Annotated in this window: 17 protein-coding genes; 13 read left to right on the top strand and 4 right to left on the bottom strand. The window is 62.8% G+C overall.

The window, feature by feature from the left end; translation table 11 throughout:
* The first annotated feature begins 100 nt into the window (after positions 1-100).
* The 4 genes from DM807_RS08445 to DM807_RS08430 all read left to right on the top strand — a co-directional run bounded on the left by DM807_RS08445 (position 101) and on the right by DM807_RS08430 (position 4,276).
* Positions 101-1,498, top strand: coding sequence for an FAD-binding oxidoreductase (locus DM807_RS08445; RefSeq protein WP_069942983.1), 1,398 nt, complete (start codon positions 101-103; stop codon positions 1,496-1,498).
* A gap of 21 nt (positions 1,499-1,519) precedes the next feature.
* On the top strand, positions 1,520-2,185 hold the full coding sequence (locus DM807_RS08440) for a fumarylacetoacetate hydrolase family protein (RefSeq protein WP_012274700.1): 666 nt from the start codon (positions 1,520-1,522) through the stop codon (positions 2,183-2,185).
* A 181-nt stretch (positions 2,186-2,366) separates the two neighbouring features.
* On the top strand, positions 2,367-3,284 hold the full coding sequence (locus DM807_RS08435; protein ID WP_012274699.1) for an SdiA-regulated domain-containing protein: 918 nt from the start codon (positions 2,367-2,369) through the stop codon (positions 3,282-3,284).
* Positions 3,285-3,373: 89 nt separating this feature from the next.
* Positions 3,374-4,276 (top strand): SdiA-regulated domain-containing protein, encoded by a 903-nt coding sequence (locus DM807_RS08430; RefSeq protein ID WP_060493811.1) that lies wholly within the window; start codon positions 3,374-3,376, stop codon positions 4,274-4,276.
* Between the two features lie 115 nt (positions 4,277-4,391).
* Here the strand turns inward: DM807_RS08430 and rpiA are convergent, their stop codons facing one another.
* Positions 4,392-5,066 carry a ribose-5-phosphate isomerase RpiA gene (gene rpiA / locus DM807_RS08425; protein ID WP_012274697.1) on the bottom strand — a complete coding sequence of 225 codons (675 nt, stop codon included), beginning with the start codon at positions 5,064-5,066 and terminating at the stop codon, positions 4,392-4,394.
* 133 nt (positions 5,067-5,199) lie between these two features.
* Here rpiA and ilvA point away from each other — a divergent pair, with 133 nt between their 5' ends.
* Together ilvA and DM807_RS08415 are read left to right on the top strand one after the other, a co-directional pair.
* Complete coding sequence (gene ilvA / locus DM807_RS08420) at positions 5,200-6,714, top strand: threonine ammonia-lyase, biosynthetic (RefSeq protein WP_012274696.1); 1,515 nt, start codon at positions 5,200-5,202, stop codon at positions 6,712-6,714.
* Positions 6,715-6,752: 38 nt separating this feature from the next.
* On the top strand, positions 6,753-7,178 hold the full coding sequence (locus DM807_RS08415; protein ID WP_012274695.1) for a DUF2269 domain-containing protein: 426 nt from the start codon (positions 6,753-6,755) through the stop codon (positions 7,176-7,178).
* Positions 7,179-7,250: 72 nt separating this feature from the next.
* Here DM807_RS08415 and DM807_RS08410 read toward each other — a convergent pair whose 3' ends face one another.
* Positions 7,251-7,907: a histidinol-phosphatase gene (locus DM807_RS08410; protein ID WP_060514455.1), complete on the bottom strand. Its 657-nt coding sequence runs from the start codon at positions 7,905-7,907 to the stop codon at positions 7,251-7,253.
* Positions 7,908-8,048: 141 nt separating this feature from the next.
* Here DM807_RS08410 and DM807_RS08405 point away from each other — a divergent pair, with 141 nt between their 5' ends.
* Together DM807_RS08405 and ptsP are read left to right on the top strand one after the other, a co-directional pair.
* Positions 8,049-8,528: an RNA pyrophosphohydrolase gene (locus DM807_RS08405; RefSeq protein ID WP_003249017.1), complete on the top strand. Its 480-nt coding sequence runs from the start codon at positions 8,049-8,051 to the stop codon at positions 8,526-8,528.
* Positions 8,529-8,550: 22 nt separating this feature from the next.
* Entirely contained in the window at positions 8,551-10,830 is a 2,280-nt protein-coding gene (ptsP, locus tag DM807_RS08400; protein WP_012274693.1) for a phosphoenolpyruvate--protein phosphotransferase, read from the top strand.
* Between the two features lie 32 nt (positions 10,831-10,862).
* On the opposite strand, the gene DM807_RS08395 is transcribed toward ptsP, so the two are convergent.
* Positions 10,863-11,609 (bottom strand): NRDE family protein, encoded by a 747-nt coding sequence (locus DM807_RS08395; protein ID WP_071984744.1) that lies wholly within the window; start codon positions 11,607-11,609, stop codon positions 10,863-10,865.
* A 129-nt stretch (positions 11,610-11,738) separates the two neighbouring features.
* Between DM807_RS08395 and DM807_RS08390 the strand changes: the two genes are divergently transcribed.
* The 3 genes from DM807_RS08390 to DM807_RS08380 are packed head-to-tail and all read left to right on the top strand — an operon-like array spanning position 11,739 to position 14,367.
* A complete protein-coding gene (locus DM807_RS08390) occupies positions 11,739-12,521 on the top strand; it encodes a sulfite exporter TauE/SafE family protein (RefSeq protein WP_012274691.1) in 783 nt (260 codons plus the stop codon).
* Between the two features lie 16 nt (positions 12,522-12,537).
* Positions 12,538-13,344 carry a prolipoprotein diacylglyceryl transferase gene (lgt, locus tag DM807_RS08385; protein ID WP_003249027.1) on the top strand — a complete coding sequence of 269 codons (807 nt, stop codon included), beginning with the start codon at positions 12,538-12,540 and terminating at the stop codon, positions 13,342-13,344.
* Between the two features lie 51 nt (positions 13,345-13,395).
* Entirely contained in the window at positions 13,396-14,367 is a 972-nt protein-coding gene (locus DM807_RS08380) for a thymidylate synthase (protein ID WP_012274690.1), read from the top strand.
* Between the two features lie 42 nt (positions 14,368-14,409).
* Here DM807_RS08380 and cadR read toward each other — a convergent pair whose 3' ends face one another.
* Complete coding sequence (gene cadR / locus DM807_RS08375) at positions 14,410-14,853, bottom strand: cadmium resistance transcriptional regulator CadR (protein WP_012274689.1); 444 nt, start codon at positions 14,851-14,853, stop codon at positions 14,410-14,412.
* 82 nt (positions 14,854-14,935) lie between these two features.
* Here cadR and DM807_RS08370 point away from each other — a divergent pair, with 82 nt between their 5' ends.
* Together DM807_RS08370 and DM807_RS08365 are read left to right on the top strand one after the other, a co-directional pair.
* The gene (locus DM807_RS08370) at positions 14,936-17,188 is read left to right on the top strand and encodes a heavy metal translocating P-type ATPase (protein ID WP_179027263.1); all 2,253 of its coding nucleotides are present in this window, start codon (positions 14,936-14,938) and stop codon (positions 17,186-17,188) included.
* 9 nt (positions 17,189-17,197) lie between these two features.
* A complete protein-coding gene (locus tag DM807_RS08365; protein ID WP_012274687.1) occupies positions 17,198-18,067 on the top strand; it encodes a LysR family transcriptional regulator in 870 nt (289 codons plus the stop codon).
* The last annotated feature ends 73 nt before the right edge of the window (positions 18,068-18,140 follow it).

Here is an 18,140-nt window from a genome sequence, read left to right as displayed (position 1 = left end):
ACAGCGGGAGGGCTATGCTAGCATACGCGACACAATCTGAGCTTATCCCGACAGGTGAAGAGTACTCAGGGTGACTATGAATAAGTCGAGAGTTCCAGCGATGACCCACCCCGCTGTTATTGAAGAACTGATGACCCTTGTCGACCCTGGCAAGGTCCTGACCGACGCGGCTTCCCTCGAAGCCTATGGCAAGGACTGGACCAAGCATTATCCGCCGGCGCCCAGCGCCATCGTCTTTCCCAAGACGGTCGAGCAGGTGCAGGCCATTGTGCGCTGGGCCAATGCGCACCAGGTGGCGCTGGTGCCGTCTGGCGGGCGCACTGGGCTTTCTGCCGGCGCTGTGGCGGCCAATGGCGAGGTTGTCGTTTCCTTCGATTACATGAACCAGATTCTCGGCTTCAATGCCTTCGACCGCACCGTGGTCTGCCAGCCAGGGGTCATCACCCGGCAATTGCAGGCCTACGCCGAAGAGCAGGGCCTGTATTACCCGGTGGACTTCGCTTCCAGCGGTTCTAGCCAGGTTGGCGGCAACATCGGCACCAATGCCGGCGGGATCAAGGTGATTCGCTACGGCATGACCCGCAATTGGGTCGCAGGGCTGAAAGTGGTCACCGGCAAGGGCGAGTTGCTGGAACTGAACAAAGACCTGATCAAGAACGCCACCGGCTACGACCTGCGCCAGCTGTTCATCGGTGCCGAAGGCACGTTGGGTTTCGTGGTCGAGGCCACCATGCGCCTGGACCGGGCGCCGCGCAACCTTACCGCGATGGTGCTGGGTACACCGGACTTCGACTCGATCATGCCGGTGCTGCACGCCTTCCAGGGCAAGCTGGACCTGACCGCCTTCGAGTTCTTCTCAGACAAGGGCTTGGCCAAGATCCTGGCACGCGGTGACGTGCCGGCGCCGTTCGAGACCGATTGCCCGTTCTACGCACTGCTGGAGTTCGAGGCCAGCACCGAAGCGGTGGCCAACGAAGCCTTGGCCACCTTTGAGCACTGCGTCGAGCAGGGTTGGGTGCTGGACGGGGTGATGAGCCAGAGCGAAACCCAGCTGAAAAACCTGTGGAAGCTGCGCGAGTACCTGTCTGAAACCATCTCGCACTGGACCCCGTACAAGAACGACATTTCCGTCACCGTGTCGAAAGTGCCCGCGTTCCTGCGCGATATCGACGCCATCGTCGCGGAGCATTACCCCGATTATGAAGTGGTGTGGTACGGCCATATCGGCGACGGCAACCTGCACCTGAACATCCTCAAGCCCGAGCACATGAGCAAAGACGACTTCTTCGCCTCGTGCACCAAGGTCAACAAGTGGGTGTTCGATATCGTCAAACGCTACAACGGCTCGATCTCCGCCGAGCATGGCGTGGGTATGACCAAGCGCGACTACCTGGGCTACAGCCGCTCGGCGGAAGAAATCGCCTGCATGAAGGCAATAAAGGCCGTGTTCGACCCTAACGGCATCATGAATCCGGGTAAGATCTTCGCTCCCGTATAAAAAGCAGTAGAGGAGTCGGCCATGAGTTACCAGCACCAGTACGTAGACGGCACGCGCATTCACTTCCCGCTGGGCAAGGTGGTGTGCATCGGCCGTAACTATGCCGAGCATGCCAAGGAACTGGACAACCCGATCCCCACCGAACCGCTGCTGTTCATCAAGCCAGGCAGCTGTGTGGTGCCGGCCGAAGGCGGCTTCAAGATCCCGGCCGAGCGGGGTTCGGTGCACTACGAGGCCGAAATTGCCGTGCTGCTGGGCAAGCCGCTGTCGGCCCACCCGAGCGAGGAAGAGGTGCTGGATGCCATTTCCGGCTACGCCCCGGCGCTGGACCTGACCCTGCGCGACGTGCAGGCCAAACTGAAAGAGAAGGGCCTGCCGTGGGAACTGGCCAAGTGCTTTGACGGGGCCTGCGTACTGCCGCCGTTCGTCTCGGCCGCCAGTTTCGAGGATGTCACCGACATCCCGGTGCGCCTGACCGTCAACGGCGAAGTGCGTCAGGACGGCAACAGCGCGATGATGCTGAACCCGATCGTGCCGATGATCCAGTACATGGCGGCGCATTTTTCGCTGCAGGCGGGGGATGTGATCCTCACCGGTACCCCGGCGGGTGTGGGGCCGTTCAATGTCGGTGACGAGCTGGTGCTGGAGCTGCCGGGTGTCAGCCGCTTCGAAAGCCGAGTGTTCTGACTCGAAACCGTGTTGCCTTCTTTGCGGGTAAACCGGCTCCCACAGGTACTGCACAAGGCTTGAGAGCTGTGCAGTACCTGTGGGAGCGGGTTTACCCGCGAAGAGGCCGGACCTGTTTACCGATTTTTCACACCCGATCAGGATAATGCGCGCACCCACGCCCATTTCCCAGGAACCGCGCATGCCATCACCCTCCGCCCCGGCAACACCCAAGCGTCGCTTCTTTCTGCGCTGGCCCTTCGGCCTGGCTGTGGCGGCGGTGATCGGTTATGGCGTATCGGTAGCCATGCACTGGGATGACCGTGGTGCGCTGTGGGTAAAGGAGAGCTTCGAAAGCACCGCCGAGCGCAGCGAAAGCGTGTGGCTGCCGGACTATCAGGTGGACATCGACGCCAAACCGCTACCGGGCATGGACGATGACGAAGCCTCGGACGTGGCCTTCAACCCGCATACCCGTACCCTGTTCGCGGTCATGGGCAAGAACCCGATCCTGGTCGAGTTGAGCCTGGAGGGCGATGTTCTGCGCAAGATCCCGCTCAACGGCTGGAGCAACCCGGAGGGTGTCGCCGTGCTGGAAGACGGCAACCTGGCCATTACCGACGAGCGTCTGCACGACCTGACCGTGGTCAAGGTGGACGCGCAGACCACGGCACTGAACCACGGCGACTTCCAGAGCCACGACCTGGGCCAGTCGGTGAAAAGCAACAAGGGTTTCGAGGCCATCGCCTGGGACCCGCTGCGTCAGCGCTTGATCATCGGCGAGGAGCGCCCACCCAAGCTGTACACCTGGAACACCGATGGTCGCAGCCCGCTCCAGGGTGAGAAGCAGCCGCTGCCCAGCGAAGAGCTCGACTTGCGCAACCTCTCTGCCCTGGGCGTTGACCCACGCACCGGCCACTTGCTGGTGCTGTCGGCCGATTCCAACATGCTGCTGGAGCTGGACGAGCAGGGCCAGCAAGTCAGTTTCATGACCCTGCTGGGCGGCTTCAACGGGCTTGAAGACACCATCCCGCGGGCTGAAGGGGTGGCCATGGACGATAAGGGCAACCTGTACATGGTCAGCGAGCCGGCGCTGTTCTATCGCTTCAAGAAGAACTGACAACACCATCAGATTTGCCTGATGCTGGCATTAAGCTTCGTTTCAGCCATTAATGATTAGATTCGCCACCCCTGTGTCGAGTCTGCTTTATGCGCCGTTTTGTTCGCCTGTTCCTTGTTCTGGTTGCCCTTGGCCTGCTCATGCTTGGCTGGGCCGGGCAGGAGTTTCGCCTGTTCGAGCGTGGCTGGTTCAACCTGAAGACCTGGTGGCACCCTGCCGAGCGGAGCATTGGCCTGGACCGCTACCGGGTAGTGCTGGAGGCGCAGCCGGTCGAAGGGCTGGATGATGACATTTCGGCGCTAACCTACGACCCCGACCGCAAAACCCTTTTCACCGTCACCAATGCCCGTTCGGAGCTGATCGAGCTGTCGCTGGACGGCCGCATCCTGCGCCGCGTGCCGCTGACCGGCTTCGGCGACCCGGAGGCTGTGGAGTACGTTGGGCCAAACAGTTATGTGATTACCGACGAGCGTCAGCAACGGCTGATTCGCGTAAGGCTGGAAGACGACACGATGTTCCTCGATGCCGGTGACGCCGAACAGCTCAGCCTGGGCATTGGCCTGAACGGCAACAAGGGATTCGAGGGCCTGGCATACGATTCGGCGGGCAAGCGGCTGTTCGTGGCCAAGGAGCGCGACCCGATGCTGATCTATGAGGTGCATGGCTTCCCGCATGACAACCCGGAAAAGCCCTACGCCGTGCATGTGGTACAGGACCGCAAGCGCGATTCACGGCTGTTTGTAAGGGACCTGTCGAGTTTGCAGTTCGATGAGCGCAGCGGGCACTTGCTGGCGCTGTCGGACGAGTCGCGGCTGGTGCTGGAGCTGGATGTAGAAGGCAGGCCGCTGAGTACCTTGTCGCTGCGCAAGGGGTCGCAGGGGTTGCAGGCGACGGTGCCGCAGGCGGAGGGGATTGCGATGGATGAGGTGGGGACCATTTACCTGGTCAGTGAGCCGAACCTGTTTTATGTGTTCAAGCAGGTAACGGAGTGAGCAGGTGGGGCTGCTTTGCAGCCCATCGCGACACAAGGCCGCTCCTACAGGAGATGGCGTACCCCTGTAGGAGCGGCCTTGTGTCGCGATACGAGGGCAAAGCCCCCGCCGAAGCTTACTCGGCCTTCAGGCTCTTCACACCTTCAGAGGTGCCCAGCAGCAGCAGGTCCGCCGGCCGCGCCGCGAACAGGCCGTTGGTGACCACGCCAACGATGGCGTTGATCTGCGCTTCCAGCTCCACCGGGTTGGTGATCTGCAGGTTGTGCACGTCGAGGATCACGTTGCCGTTGTCGGTGACCACGCCTTCGCGGTACACCGGGTCGCCGCCCAGCTTGACCAGCTGGCGCGCCACGTGGCTGCGGGCCATCGGGATCACTTCAACCGGCAGCGGGAAGGCGCCCAGCACGGGCACCAGCTTGCTGCCGTCGGCGATGCAGATGAAGGTCTTGGCCACGGCCGCGACGATCTTCTCGCGGGTCAGGGCTGCGCCGCCGCCCTTGATCAGGTTCAGGTGCGCGTCGCTTTCGTCGGCGCCGTCCACGTAGAACTCAAGCTCGCTGACGCTGTTCAGCTCGTACACCGGGATGCCATGGCCCTTCAGGCGCTGGGCAGTGGCTTCGGAGCTGGCGACTGCGCCGTCGAAGGCGGTCTTGTGCTGAGCCAGGGCGTCGATGAAGAAGTTGGCGGTCGAACCGGTACCGACGCCGACAACGCTCTTTTCATCCAGCTTGGGCAGAATGAAGTCGACAGCGGCCTGGGCGACGGCCTGTTTGAGTTGGTCCTGGGTCATGCGGGCTCCGAAAGGGGCAGGGCGGTTTCAAAGTTGCCTAGTATAACGGCTCGCACGGCTTTGCTGTGGTCGCCCGACGTAGCGCTGGGGTAGACTTCCAGCCCTTGTCCCGCGGCCCAGTGATGCATTCCCGATGCTCGAACAGTACGTCAAGAAGATCCTCACCTCGCGCGTCTATGACGTTGCCGTCGAAACCCCGTTGCAGAGCGCCGGGCAACTGAGCAAGCGGCTGGGCAACCAGATTTTGCTCAAGCGCGAAGACCTGCAGCCGGTGTTCTCGTTCAAGATCCGCGGGGCGTACAACAAGCTGGCCCAGCTGAGCCCAGAGGAACTGGCCCGTGGCGTGGTCACCGCCTCGGCCGGCAACCACGCCCAGGGCCTGGCCCTGGCTGCGCGCGAAATGGGCATCAAGGCCACCATCGTGATGCCCAAGACCACCCCGGAAATCAAGGTCGAGGGCGTGCGCTCACGGGGCGGCAAGGTGGTGTTGCATGGCGACTCGTTCCCCGAGGCGCTGGCCTATTCGCTGAAACTGGTCGACGAAAAGGGCTTTGTCTATGTTCACCCTTACGACGACCCGCACACCATCGCCGGTCAGGGCACCGTGGCCATGGAAATCCTGCGCCAGCACCCTGGCCAGCTGGACGCGATCTTCGTGCCGGTGGGTGGCGGTGGCCTGATCGCCGGTATTGCCGCCTACGTGAAGTACCTGCGCCCGGAAATCAAGGTAATCGGCGTCGAGCCGGACGACTCCAACTGCCTACAGGCGGCCATGGCCGCCGGTGAGCGCGTGGTGCTGCCGCAGGTCGGGCTGTTCGCCGACGGTGTGGCGGTGGCCCAGATTGGCCAGCACACCTTCGATATCTGCCGCCACCATGTGGACGAAGTCGTCACCGTCAGCACAGACGAGATTTGCGCAGCAATCAAGGATATCTACGACGATACCCGCTCGATCACCGAACCTGCCGGCGCCTTGGGCGTTGCGGGCATCAAGAAGTACGTCGAGCTGTATGGCGTGACCGGGCAGACGCTGGTGGCTATCGACTCTGGTGCCAACGTCAACTTCGACCGCCTGCGCCATGTGGCCGAGCGTGCCGAGTTGGGTGAAAAGCGTGAGGCGATCATCGCCGTGACCATTCCCGAGCGACCGGGCAGCTTCAAGGCCTTCTGCGAGGCCATTGGCAAGCGCCAGATCACCGAGTTCAACTACCGCAAGCACACCTCGGACGAAGCGCATATCTTCGTGGGCGTGCAGACCCACCCGGAAAACGACCCGCGTGCAGCGCTGGTGCAGCAACTGACCGAGCAGGGCTTCCCAGTTACCGACCTGACCGACAACGAGCTTGCCAAGTTGCATATCCGCCATATGGTGGGTGGCCATTCGGCCGGTGCCAGTGACGAAATGGTACTGCGCTTCGAGTTTCCCGAGCGGCCAGGGGCGCTGTTCAACTTCCTCAACAAGTTGGGCGGGCGCTGGAACATCTCGATGTTCCACTACCGCAACCATGGCGCAGCTGACGGGCGTGTGGTGGCAGGCCTGCAGGTGCCGGAGGATGAGCGCCACCTGGTACCGGCGGCGCTGGCCAAGATCGGCTACCCGTACTGGGACGAGACCGAAAACCCCGCTTACAAGCTGTTCCTGGGCTGAGCGGCTAAGCTTGGCTTATCGCTCAAGGATGTGAAGACATGGAACACCTGACCACCCTCAAGACCTTGCACATCATTGCCACCGCACTGCTGCTTTTGGGCGCCTTGGGCTTGGCGGCCTGGACCGTGCGTGCGCGCCGTCAAGGTGATGCCGAGGCCTATGCAAAGCTGCTGCGCCGGCCGTTGGTATTTGTCTGGCTGGTGATGGGCCTGTGCCTGGTGAGCATGCCGCTTACCGGTTGGTGGCTGGTGCATCTGGTGGGCTGGCCGCTGGGGCAGACCTGGGTGCTGGCGTCCAGCGTCATCTATACCTTTGGCGCGTTTGCCGTGTGGTGGCTGCTGGTACGGCTGAACCGGCTGCGCAAGGCCGAAGTGGTAGGGCTGCGGTTTACCCTGGCGCTGGCGGTGTTCAGCGGGGTGTGCTTCCTGTCCATTGCCGGGCTGATGGGTGCCAAGCCAGTTTGAGGCCAGAGGAGGGCTTCGCCCTCCATCGCGACGCAAGGCCGATCCCACAGGGGAGCGCGAATCCCTGTAATCTCAATCCCTCAGCGAAACCACCGGCCACCCGCGCTTCTCGGCCTCGGCCCGCAAGTTCGGGTCCGGGTCCACCGCCACCGCATGCGTCACCCGCTGCAATAGCGGCAGGTCATTCATCGAGTCGCTATAGAAGTAGCTGTCCTCGAGATCAAAGCCGTTCTCCAGCATCCAGCGGTCCAGCCGCGTCACCTTGCCTTCACGGAAACACGGTATATCGGTACTACGCCCGGTATAGCGACCGTCGCGCATCTCGCACTCGGTTGCCAGCAGCACGCGAATGCCAAGACGCCGTGCAATTGGCGCGGTGACGAAGCGGTTGGTAGCGGTAATGATCACCAACTGGTCGCCCGCCTCGCGGTGCTGCTGCAGCAGGGCCAGGGCCTTGGGCAGGATGATCGGTTCGATGCAGTCGCGCATGAAGTCGCGGTGCCATTCGTCGAGCTGGGCCACGGGCGTTGCCGCCAGGATCTCCATGGAAAAGGCCAGGTAGGCCTGCAGGTCCAGGGTGCCGTTGAGGTAGTCCTGGTAGAAACCATCGTTGCGTTGCTTGTAGGCGAGTGGGTCGAGGATGCCACGCTCGCAAAGGTAGTCACCCCAGGCATGGTCGCTGTCGCCACCGAGGAGGGTATTGTCCAGGTCGAATAAAGCCAGGCGCATCGCGGTCACTCGCATCAGCCACAGGGTAGGCCCGCAGAATACGGAGTTTTCACGCTGCTGCACATAAGCTTGGCGGGCGCGTTGCTGCGCTCGCAAGCTTTGTGGAACAATGCGGGGACATGCGTTTGCGAGGTTGCTGCCGTGATCGACCCGGATGGTTTTCGCCCCAATGTCGGGATCATTCTTACGAATGATGCCGGGCAGGTGCTATGGGCTCGACGGATCAACCAGGATGCCTGGCAGTTCCCCCAGGGTGGTATCAACCCTGACGAGACGCCTGAAGATGCCCTGTACCGCGAGCTGAACGAAGAAGTTGGCCTTGAACGCGACGATGTGGAAATTCTTGCCTGCACCCGTGGCTGGTTGCGTTATCGTTTACCGCAGCGACTGGTACGTACCCACAGCCAGCCGCTGTGCATCGGCCAGAAGCAGAAGTGGTTCCTGCTGCGCCTGGTCAGCAACGAACAACGGGTGCGGATGGACCTGACCGGCAAGCCGGAATTCGACGGCTGGCGCTGGGTGAGCTATTGGTATCCGCTGGGCCAGGTTGTGACATTCAAGCGCGAGGTGTACCGACGCGCCCTGAAAGAGCTAGCACCGCGTCTACTGACGCGCGACTGACGACGGAGTTCGACCCCGAGCCATGCTCAATACGCTGCGCAAGATCGTCCAGGAAGTAAACTCCGCCAAAGATCTCAAGTCGGCGTTGGGGATCATTGTCTTGCGCGTCAAGGAAGCCATGGGCAGCCAAGTCTGCTCGGTCTACCTGCTCGACCCGGAAACCAACCGCTTCGTGCTGATGGCTACCGAAGGCCTGAACAAGCGCTCCATCGGCAAGGTCAGCATGGCCCCCAACGAAGGCCTGGTTGGCCTGGTGGGTACCCGGGAAGAGCCGCTGAACCTGGAAAACGCCGCCGACCACCCGCGTTACCGCTACTTTGCCGAAACCGGCGAAGAGAAATTCGCCTCCTTCCTGGGTGCACCGATCATCCACCACCGCCGTGTGGTCGGGGTATTGGTCATTCAGCAAAAGGAGCGCCGCCAGTTCGACGAGGGCGAGGAAGCCTTCCTGGTCACCATGAGCGCCCAGCTCGCCGGGGTAATCGCCCATGCCGAAGCCACGGGCTCGATCCGTGGCCTGGGTCGCCAGGGCAAGGGTATTCAGGAAGCGCGCTTCGTGGGTGTGCCTGGCTCGCCTGGCGCTGCCGTGGGGCGCGCGGTGGTGATGTTGCCGCCGGCCGACCTGGAAGTGGTGCCGGACAAGACTGTCGATGACATCGACGCTGAACTGAAGCTGTTCCAGAACGCCCTTGAAGGCGTGCGCGACGACATGCGCAAGCTGTCGGCCAAGCTGGCCACCCAGCTGCGCCCGGAAGAGCGCGCGCTGTTCGATGTGTACCTGATGATGCTTGAAGACGCAGCCCTGGGCGGTGAGGTGACCGAGGTCATCAAGACCGGCCAATGGGCTCAGGGCGCGCTGCGCCAGGTGGTTGGCGAGCACGTCAACCGCTTCGAGCTGATGGACGATGACTACCTGCGCGAGCGCGCCTCCGACGTCAAGGACCTTGGCCGGCGCCTGCTGGCCTACCTGCAGGAAGCCCGCTCGCAATCGCTGGTGTATGCCGACAACACCATCCTGGTCAGTGAAGAGCTGACGCCGGCCATGCTCGGTGAAGTGCCGGAAGGCAAGCTGGTAGGCCTGGTCTCGGTGCTGGGTTCGGGCAACTCTCACGTTGCCATCCTCGCTCGCGCCATGGGCATTCCCACGGTCATGGGCCTGGTGGACCTGCCGTACTCCAAAGTCGATGGCATTGAACTGATCGTCGACGGTTACAAGGGCGAGGTGTTCACCAACCCCAGCGAAGTGCTGCGCAAGCAGTACAGCGAAGTGGTCGAGGAAGAGCGTCAGCTGGCCCAGGGCCTGGATGCCCTGCGCGAACTGCCATGCGTTACCCCCGATGGCCATCGCATGCCGCTGTGGGTCAACACTGGCCTGCTCGCCGACGTGGCCCGTGCACAGCAACGCGGCGCCGAAGGGGTCGGCCTGTACCGCACTGAAGTGCCGTTCATGATCAACCAGCGCTTCCCCAGCGAGAAAGAGCAGCTGGCCATTTACCGTGAGCAACTGGCGGCCTTCCACCCGCTGCCGGTGACCATGCGTACCCTCGACATTGGGGGTGACAAGGCGCTGTCGTACTTCCCGATCAAGGAAGAAAACCCCTTCCTGGGTTGGCGCGGCATCCGCGTCACCCTCGACCACCCGGAAATCTTCCTGGTACAAACCCGCGCCATGCTCAAGGCCAGCGAGGGCCTGAACAACCTGCGCATCCTGCTACCGATGATTTCCGGCATTCACGAGCTGGAAGAGGCGCTGCACCTGATTCACCGCGCCTGGGGCGAAGTGCGTGACGAAGGCACCGACGTGCCGATGCCGCCGGTGGGTGTGATGGTGGAAATCCCGGCAGCGGTGTACCAGACCAAGGAACTGGCGCGGCAGGTGGACTTCCTGTCGGTCGGTTCCAACGACCTGACCCAGTACCTGCTGGCGGTTGACCGCAACAACCCGAGGGTCGCCGACCTTTACGACTACCTGCACCCGGCGGTGCTGCAGGCGTTGAACACGGTTGTGCGCGACGCCCATGGCGAAGGCAAGCCAGTGAGCATCTGTGGTGAGATGGCCGGTGACCCAGCGGCGGCGATACTGTTGATGGCCATGGGCTTCGACAGCCTGTCGATGAACGCCACCAACCTGCCGAAGGTGAAGTGGATGCTGCGTCAGGTGAACATGAGCAAGGCCACGGAACTGCTGGCCGAGGCCCTGAGCCATGACAACCCGCAGGTTATCCACAGCTCGCTGCAGTTGGCACTGAAGAACCTTGGGTTGGCGCGGATGATTGGGCCTGGGGCCAATAAAACCCTGTGAAATTCGGGGGCCGCCTTGCGGCCCCATGGCCCTCAGACCGTAAGCTCAACTTCCCCCAAGTGCCCACCAAAAGGCCCGAAGCTGCGCTCAACCAGTCGCCTTTTGCCCTGATCATCCACAATCAGCACCGTACTTGCCCGCGTCCCATAATTCTGGCTGGCAATAAACACACTCGACAGCAACTTCTCGGTCGCTACTCCCACGCCCGTCTCGGGTAGGTCACCCTCAGCCGCAGGCTCGTTATCTGCCAGCAACGCCAGCAACCGATGCGGCTCGGGCGCTTCCAGCAGGCCCTCCAGCCCGCTACGTGCCTTCACCAGCTTCGGCCATGGCGTATCCAGCCCGGCATTGGATAACCCGTACACCCCGGCATGCAGCAGGCGCGGCGTGGCTTCCCGGGCATTCAGATATCCCAGCTGCTGGCCATCACCCACCAGCAGGTTGAACCCCGAATACTGCCCACTTCGGCTGGCCACCTGGCCCAGGTAAGCCTCGACACCCATTTCACCCTGCAGGTACGCCGCCACCAGCTCACCCCGCGAGCGTGGCCCCAGCGCCTGGCCCGGGTCGCGGATGTTGGTCAGCGCGGCAAAGCGCCCCTGTGGGCCCACGCCCAGCCAGGTACCACCGGCTTCCAGGTCTCGCCCGGCGTGTACGCCGGGCGCATCGTCCCAGGCTGCCAGGGGCTGGGTGGGGCGGGCATAGAATTCGTCGCGGTTGGCCGCCACGATCAGCGGCAGGGCGTGCCCCGGCCGCCAGGCAAATACGATCAGGCACATCGGTTGGGCCTCTGTGTTTTCTGCCACTGTACCCACAGCAGCATGGCCGATCCATCCTGTCACAGAGTTCACTAGAGCCCCGAGCCCGGCTTCCGTTACCATGCCGGATTGATTTCTCGGGGACGCCGAATGGAATTCGTGCTCTATCTGCTGTTGGGCGCCTGTGCTGGTGTGCTGGCCGGGCTGTTCGGCGTGGGCGGTGGCATCATCATCGTGCCGGTGCTGGTGTTCAGCTTCACCTTGCAGGGCTTCGATGCCTCGGTGTTGACCCATCTGGCAGTCGGCACGTCACTGGCAACCATCGTATTCACTTCGATCAACGCTGTGCTCGAGCACCACCGCAAGGGTGCCGTGCAATGGCCGATTTTCGCCTGGATGACCCTCGGCATCCTGCTGGGGGCCGGCGTCGGTGCCAAGACCGCCTCGTTGATCCAAGGCCCGTTGCTGCAAAAGATCATCGGTGTGTTTGCCCTGGTCATCGCCGCGCAGATGGCACTGGGCCTCAAACCCAAGGCCAGCCGTGGCATCCCCGGTAAACCTGCATTGGTTGGGGCCGGTGGGGTGATCGGCTGGGCTTCGGCCATCTTCGGCATCGGCGGTGGTTCGCTGACCGTGCCGTTCCTGACCTGGCGCAGCCTGCCGATGCAGCAGGCGGTGGCCACGTCCTCGGCCTGTGGCCTGCCGATCGCCCTGGCCAGTGCCCTGAGCTTCATGCTGCTGGGTTGGCACGAAGAGCACCTGCCGGCCCATAGCCTGGGTTACGTGTACCTGCCGGCGATGATCGGCATTGCCGTGACCAGCATGTTTTTCGCCCGCTTTGGCGCGCGTCTGGCGCACAAGCTGTCGCCCCGTTTGTTGAAACGCCTGTTCGCAGCGCTGCTGTTCTGTGTCGGCCTCAGCTTTTTGATTTGAATCGAGAGGAAGTTCCATGCTGCCTTACCCGCAGATAGACCCCGTGGCCCTGGCCATCGGGCCGCTGAAAATCCATTGGTACGGTCTGATGTACCTGATCGGCATCGGCGGTGCCTGGCTGCTGGCCTCGCGCCGGCTGAACCGCTTCGATCCCACCTGGAGCCGCGAGAAGCTTTCCGACCTGGTGTTCTGGCTGTCGATGGGTGTGATTGTCGGCGGGCGCCTGGGCTATGTGCTGTTCTACGACCTGCACGCCTACCTGGCCAACCCGACGCTGATCTTCGAGGTGTGGAAGGGCGGCATGTCGTTCCACGGTGGCTTCATCGGCGTGATGTTGGCGGCCTTGTGGTTCGGCAAGCGCAACAACAAGTCGTTCTTCGAACTGATGGACTTCGTTGCCCCGCTGGTGCCGATCGGCCTGGGTGCCGGGCGTATCGGCAACTTCATCAACGCCGAGCTGTGGGGCAAACCCACCGACGTGCCATGGGCGATGATCTTCCCGCCGTTCAGCGACCCAGCCCAGCTGCCACGCCACCCGTCGCAGCTGTACCAGTTCGCTCTGGAGGGCGTGGCACTGTTCGTCATCCTCTGGCTGTTCTCGCGCAAGCCGCGGCCGACCATGGCGGTATCGGGCATGTTCGCGCTGTTCTACGGCATCTTCCGCTTCATCGTCGAATTCGTGCGGGTGCCGGATGCCCAGCTGGGCTATATCGCCTGGGGCTGGCTGACCATGGGTCAGATTCTGTGCGTGCCGATGATCCTGGCTGGCCTTGGCCTGATCTGGTGGGCTTATAATCGCAAGCCTACGGCGAAACCCGCCTGATTAATCCCACGGCAGGGGCGATCCCCCTGCCGTTTTTGCTACAGGTAAGCCATGAAACAGTATCTGGACCTGGTCCGCGACGTCATCGAAAACGGCACGATGCAGGGCAACCGCACCGGCATTCGCACCATCAGCCTGCCGGGCGCCATGCTGCGTTTCGACCTGCAAAAGGGCTTTCCGGCCATCACCACGCGCAAACTGGCGTTCAAGTCGGCAATCGGCGAAATGGTCGGTTTTCTGCGGGGCGTGAAAAACGCAGGTGAATTCCGCGAGCTGGGCTGCAAGGTCTGGGACCAGAACGCCAACGAAAACGCTCAGTGGCTGGCCAACCCGTTCCGCCAGGGCCATGACGACCTGGGCGAGATCTACGGCGTGCAATGGCGCCAATGGCCAGGCTACAAGCGCATCCCGCTGAGCAACTCGGCCGCCATCGAAATGGCCGAAAAGGCAGGCTTCCGCCGTATTGCCCAGGACGAAGAGGACGGCGTCGCCTTCGTCATCCTGTACAAGGCCATCGACCAGGTGCGCCAGTGCCTGGACACCATCGCCAACGACCCGGGCAGCCGCCGCATCCTGTTCCACGGCTGGAACTGCGCGCAGCTGGACGAAATGGCCCTGCCGCCGTGCCACCTGCTGTACCAGTTCCACCCAAATGTCGAGACCAAGGAAATTTCCCTGACCCTCTACATCCGCTCCAACGACCTGGGCCTGGGCACACCGTTCAACCTCACCGAAGGCGCGGCGTTGCTGTCGCTGTTCGGCCGCCTGACCGGTTACACCCCGCGCTGGTTCACCTACTTCATCGGTGATGCCCATGTGTATGAAAACCACCTGGACATGCTGCATGAGCAGCTCAAGCGCGAGCCGCTGGAGGCGCCGAAACTGGTGATCAGCGACCGCGTGCCGGCGTTTGCCGAGACGGGTAAGTACGAGCCGGAGTGGCTGGAGAAGATCGAACCGAGTGATTTCTGGTTGGAAGGTTATGAGCACCATGCGCCGATGACAGCGCCGATGGCGGTGTGATTTTCTAGATTGCCGGGGGGGCGCAAAGCGCCCCCGGCGATCTCAATGCCCGTGGCTGCGCCCCACATGCGAATGCTCGGTATCCGGCACCGATACCGCCCCGTTCGTCTCCAATCGCTGCAAAATCGCGCACTCACTCCCTTGCGCATTGCAGCGCCGCCGCAGCTCTACCAGCTGTTCCTGCAACGCCACCAAACCGTCGATACGCGCCTGCACATGCTCGATATGCTCGTCGATCAGCGCGTTGACACTGCCGCACGAGTCATCCGGGCTGTCGCGTAGGCGTAGCAGGCTGCGAATTTCGTCCAGGGTCATGTCCAGGGTGCGGCAGTTACGGATGAAGGTCAGCCGCTCGACGTGAGCCTGGGTATACAGCCGGTAGTTGCCGTCACTGCGCGCAGGCTCCGGCAGCAGGTTTTCCCGCTCGTAGTAGCGAATGGTTTCCACCGCACAGTCGGTGGCTTTGGCCAGTTCTCCGATTTTCATCACGAATCTCCAGCAATAGGCTTGACCCTATAGTGGCTACAGGGTGTTCACTTGGCAACAGGCTCACTTTAAGGATGACCCCATGAACCAGCCTGTCAGCCACGACCACAAGCACTCGCACGATCACGCCCATGGCGATGACGACCACGGCCATGCTGCCCACGGCCACAGCTGCTGCGGCTCCAAAGCCGCGCCATCGCTGGTGCAACTGAGCGAAACGGCCAGTGCCCAGGCGCAGCTCAGCCGTTTTCGCATCGACGCCATGGACTGCCCCACCGAGCAGACGCTGATCCAGGACAAACTGGGCAAGCTGGCCGGAATCGAGCAGCTGGAATTCAACCTGATCAACCGCGTGCTTGGCGTGCGCCATACCTTGAACGGTACGGCTGAAATCGAGCGGGCCATCGACAGCCTGGGCATGAAGGCCGAGCCGATTGCTGCCGAGAACGACGGCACCACCAGCGTGGCACAACCGGCCAAGACCCGCTGGTGGCCGCTGGCACTGTCGGGTATTGCTGCGATTACCGCCGAAATCGTGCACTTCGCTGCGCTGGCCCCGGAATGGGTGGTAGCGGGGCTGGCGCTGTTGGCGATCCTCGGCTGCGGCCTGGGTACCTACAAGAAGGGTTGGATCGCCCTGAAAAACCGCAACCTCAACATCAATGCCTTGATGAGCATTGCCGTGACCGGTGCGGTGCTGATCGGCCAGTGGCCGGAAGCAGCCATGGTGATGGTGCTGTTCACGGTTGCCGAGCTGATCGAAGCGCGCTCGCTGGACCGTGCGCGCAATGCCATCGGCGGGTTGATGCAGTTGGCCCCGGACATGGCCACGGTGCAGCAGGCCGATGGCCTGTGGCGCGAGCTGGACGTGCGTGAAGTGGCCATCGGTGCGTTGGTGCGGGTGCGCCCCGGCGAACGCATCGGCCTGGACGGTGAAGTGACCAGTGGGCAGTCCAGCGTCGATCAGGCACCGATCACCGGTGAAAGCCTGCCTGTAGAGAAGGCAGTGGGCGACAAACTGTTCGCCGGTACCATCAACCAGGCGGGAGCATTGGAGTTCCGCGTTACCGCTGCTGCCGGGCAGTCTACCCTGGCGCGGATCATCAAGGCCGTGGAGGAGGCACAAGGCGCGCGGGCACCTACCCAGCGCTTCGTCGACCGTTTTTCGCGCATCTACACCCCGGTGGTGTTCGCCATTGCCCTGGCCGTGGCGGTGATCCCGCCGTTGTTCATGGCCGGTGCCTGGTTCGACTGGGTCTACCGTGCTCTGGTATTGCTGGTGGTTGCGTGCCCCTGCGCATTGGTGATCTCGACCCCGGTGACCATCGTCAGCGGACTGGCGGCTGCCGCGCGCAAAGGCATCCTGATCAAGGGCGGCGTCTATCTGGAGGGCGGCCGCCACCTGGACTTCCTGGCCCTGGACAAGACCGGCACCATCACCCACGGCAAACCGGTACAGACTGACGCCGAAGTGCTGGCGTCGCAGTTCGAAGCCCGCGCTCAAGCCCTGGCCGCCAGCCTGGGCGAGCGCTCGGACCACCCGGTGTCCCGCTCTATCGCTCAGTTCGGCAAGGCGCAAGGGCTGGCTCTAAGTGAAGTGGATGACTTCGCCGCCCTGGCCGGGCGCGGTGTGCGTGGCACCATCGACGGTGAGGTCTACCACTTGGGCAACCACCGCCTGGTCGAAGAGCTGGGCCTGTGCTCGCCAGCGCTGGAAGCCAAACTGGATGCGCTGGAGCGTCAGGGCAAGACCGTGGTGCTGCTGCTCGACCGTTCCGGGCCATTGGCGCTGTTTGCCGTTGCCGACACCGTGAAGGACAGCAGCCGCCAGGCTATCGCCGAGCTGCATGAACTGGGTATCAAGACTGTCATGCTGACCGGTGACAATCCGCATACCGCCCAGGCCATCGCCGCTGTGGTGGGCATCGACCGCGCCGAGGGTAACCTGCTGCCAGCCGACAAGCTGAAAACCATCGAGGCCTTGTACGCAGAAGGCCACCGGGTGGGCATGGTCGGTGATGGTATCAACGACGCGCCAGCTCTGGCCCGCGCCGAGATCGGTTTTGCCATGGCCGCCGCTGGTACCGACACCGCCATCGAGACCGCCGACGTAGCGCTGATGGACGACGACTTGCGGAAAATTCCGGCCTTCGTCAGGCTGTCGCGCCAAAGCGCGGCGATCCTCATGCAGAACATCGTTCTGGCGTTGGGCATCAAGGCGATATTCCTGGCCATCACCTTTGCTGGCATGGCGACCATGTGGATGGCGGTGTTCGCCGACATGGGCGTGAGCCTGCTGGTGGTGTTCAACGGCTTGCGCCTGTTGCGCAAATAGAGGACGTGCATGCTGAGTTCGGAGCTGAAAGCCTTTTACATGGTGGCCCGTCTGGGCAGCATCACCCTGGCGGCGAAGAAGCTTGGGCTCAGCCAGCCCACGGTAACCACGCAGATCCGCAACCTGGAAGGCCAGTACGCCGTGGAGCTGTTCTACCGTGGCGGTCGGCGCCTGGTGCTGAGCGAGGAGGGCGTGCGCCTGTTGCCGATGGTCAAGGCACTGCTGCAGCAGGAGGCCGACATCGAGTTCGAGCTGCGCAACAGCGGCCAGGCGCAGGGCAGCCTGCGCATCGCAGCCACGGCGCCTTACTACATCCTTGACCTGGTGAAAATCTACCGCGAACGGCTGCCTCAGGTAGAAGTGGCGGTGGAGATCGGCAACTCGCAGCAGGTGCTGGAAATGCTCGAAGACTACCGGGTGGATATCGCCGCGTCTTCGCAACTGGTGGAGGATGCGCGGTTGGTGCGGCGGGTACTGGGGACTGATCCGCTGGTGGTGGCGGTGCACCGCAACCACCCATTGGCCCATCGCCAGTCGGTGTCCATCGAGGGGGTAGCCGGGCATTGCCTGCTGATGCGCGAGAAGGGCTCGACCACGCGCAAGCTAACCGAACAGATGATGCAGGAGGCCGGGGTCAAAGCCGGCGCCTTGCTGGAAATCGGCAGCCGCGAGTCGATTCGCGAGGCGGTGCTGCGCAACATCGGCATCAGCGTGATTGCCCGCCATGAGGTGCCGCACAACCCTGAGCTGCGGGTGCTGGCGCTGGAGAATGCGCCGGTGATGCATGAGTATTTGTATTGCCTGAAGGAGCGTCGCCAGGCCCGTTTGCCGGCTGCCTTTCTTGGGGTGGCGCAGGAAGTGGCTGGCTCACACTTCTGATTCAGGAGTACACAGGCACTGTAGGAGCGGCCTTGTGTCGCGATGGGCTGCGCAGCAGCCCCGGGGTTTCAGC

This window comes from Pseudomonas hunanensis (assembly GCF_013393325.1).
GTDB lineage: Bacteria > Pseudomonadota > Gammaproteobacteria > Pseudomonadales > Pseudomonadaceae > Aquipseudomonas > Aquipseudomonas putida_P.
This window is presented reverse-complemented; position numbering and strand designations above follow the sequence as displayed.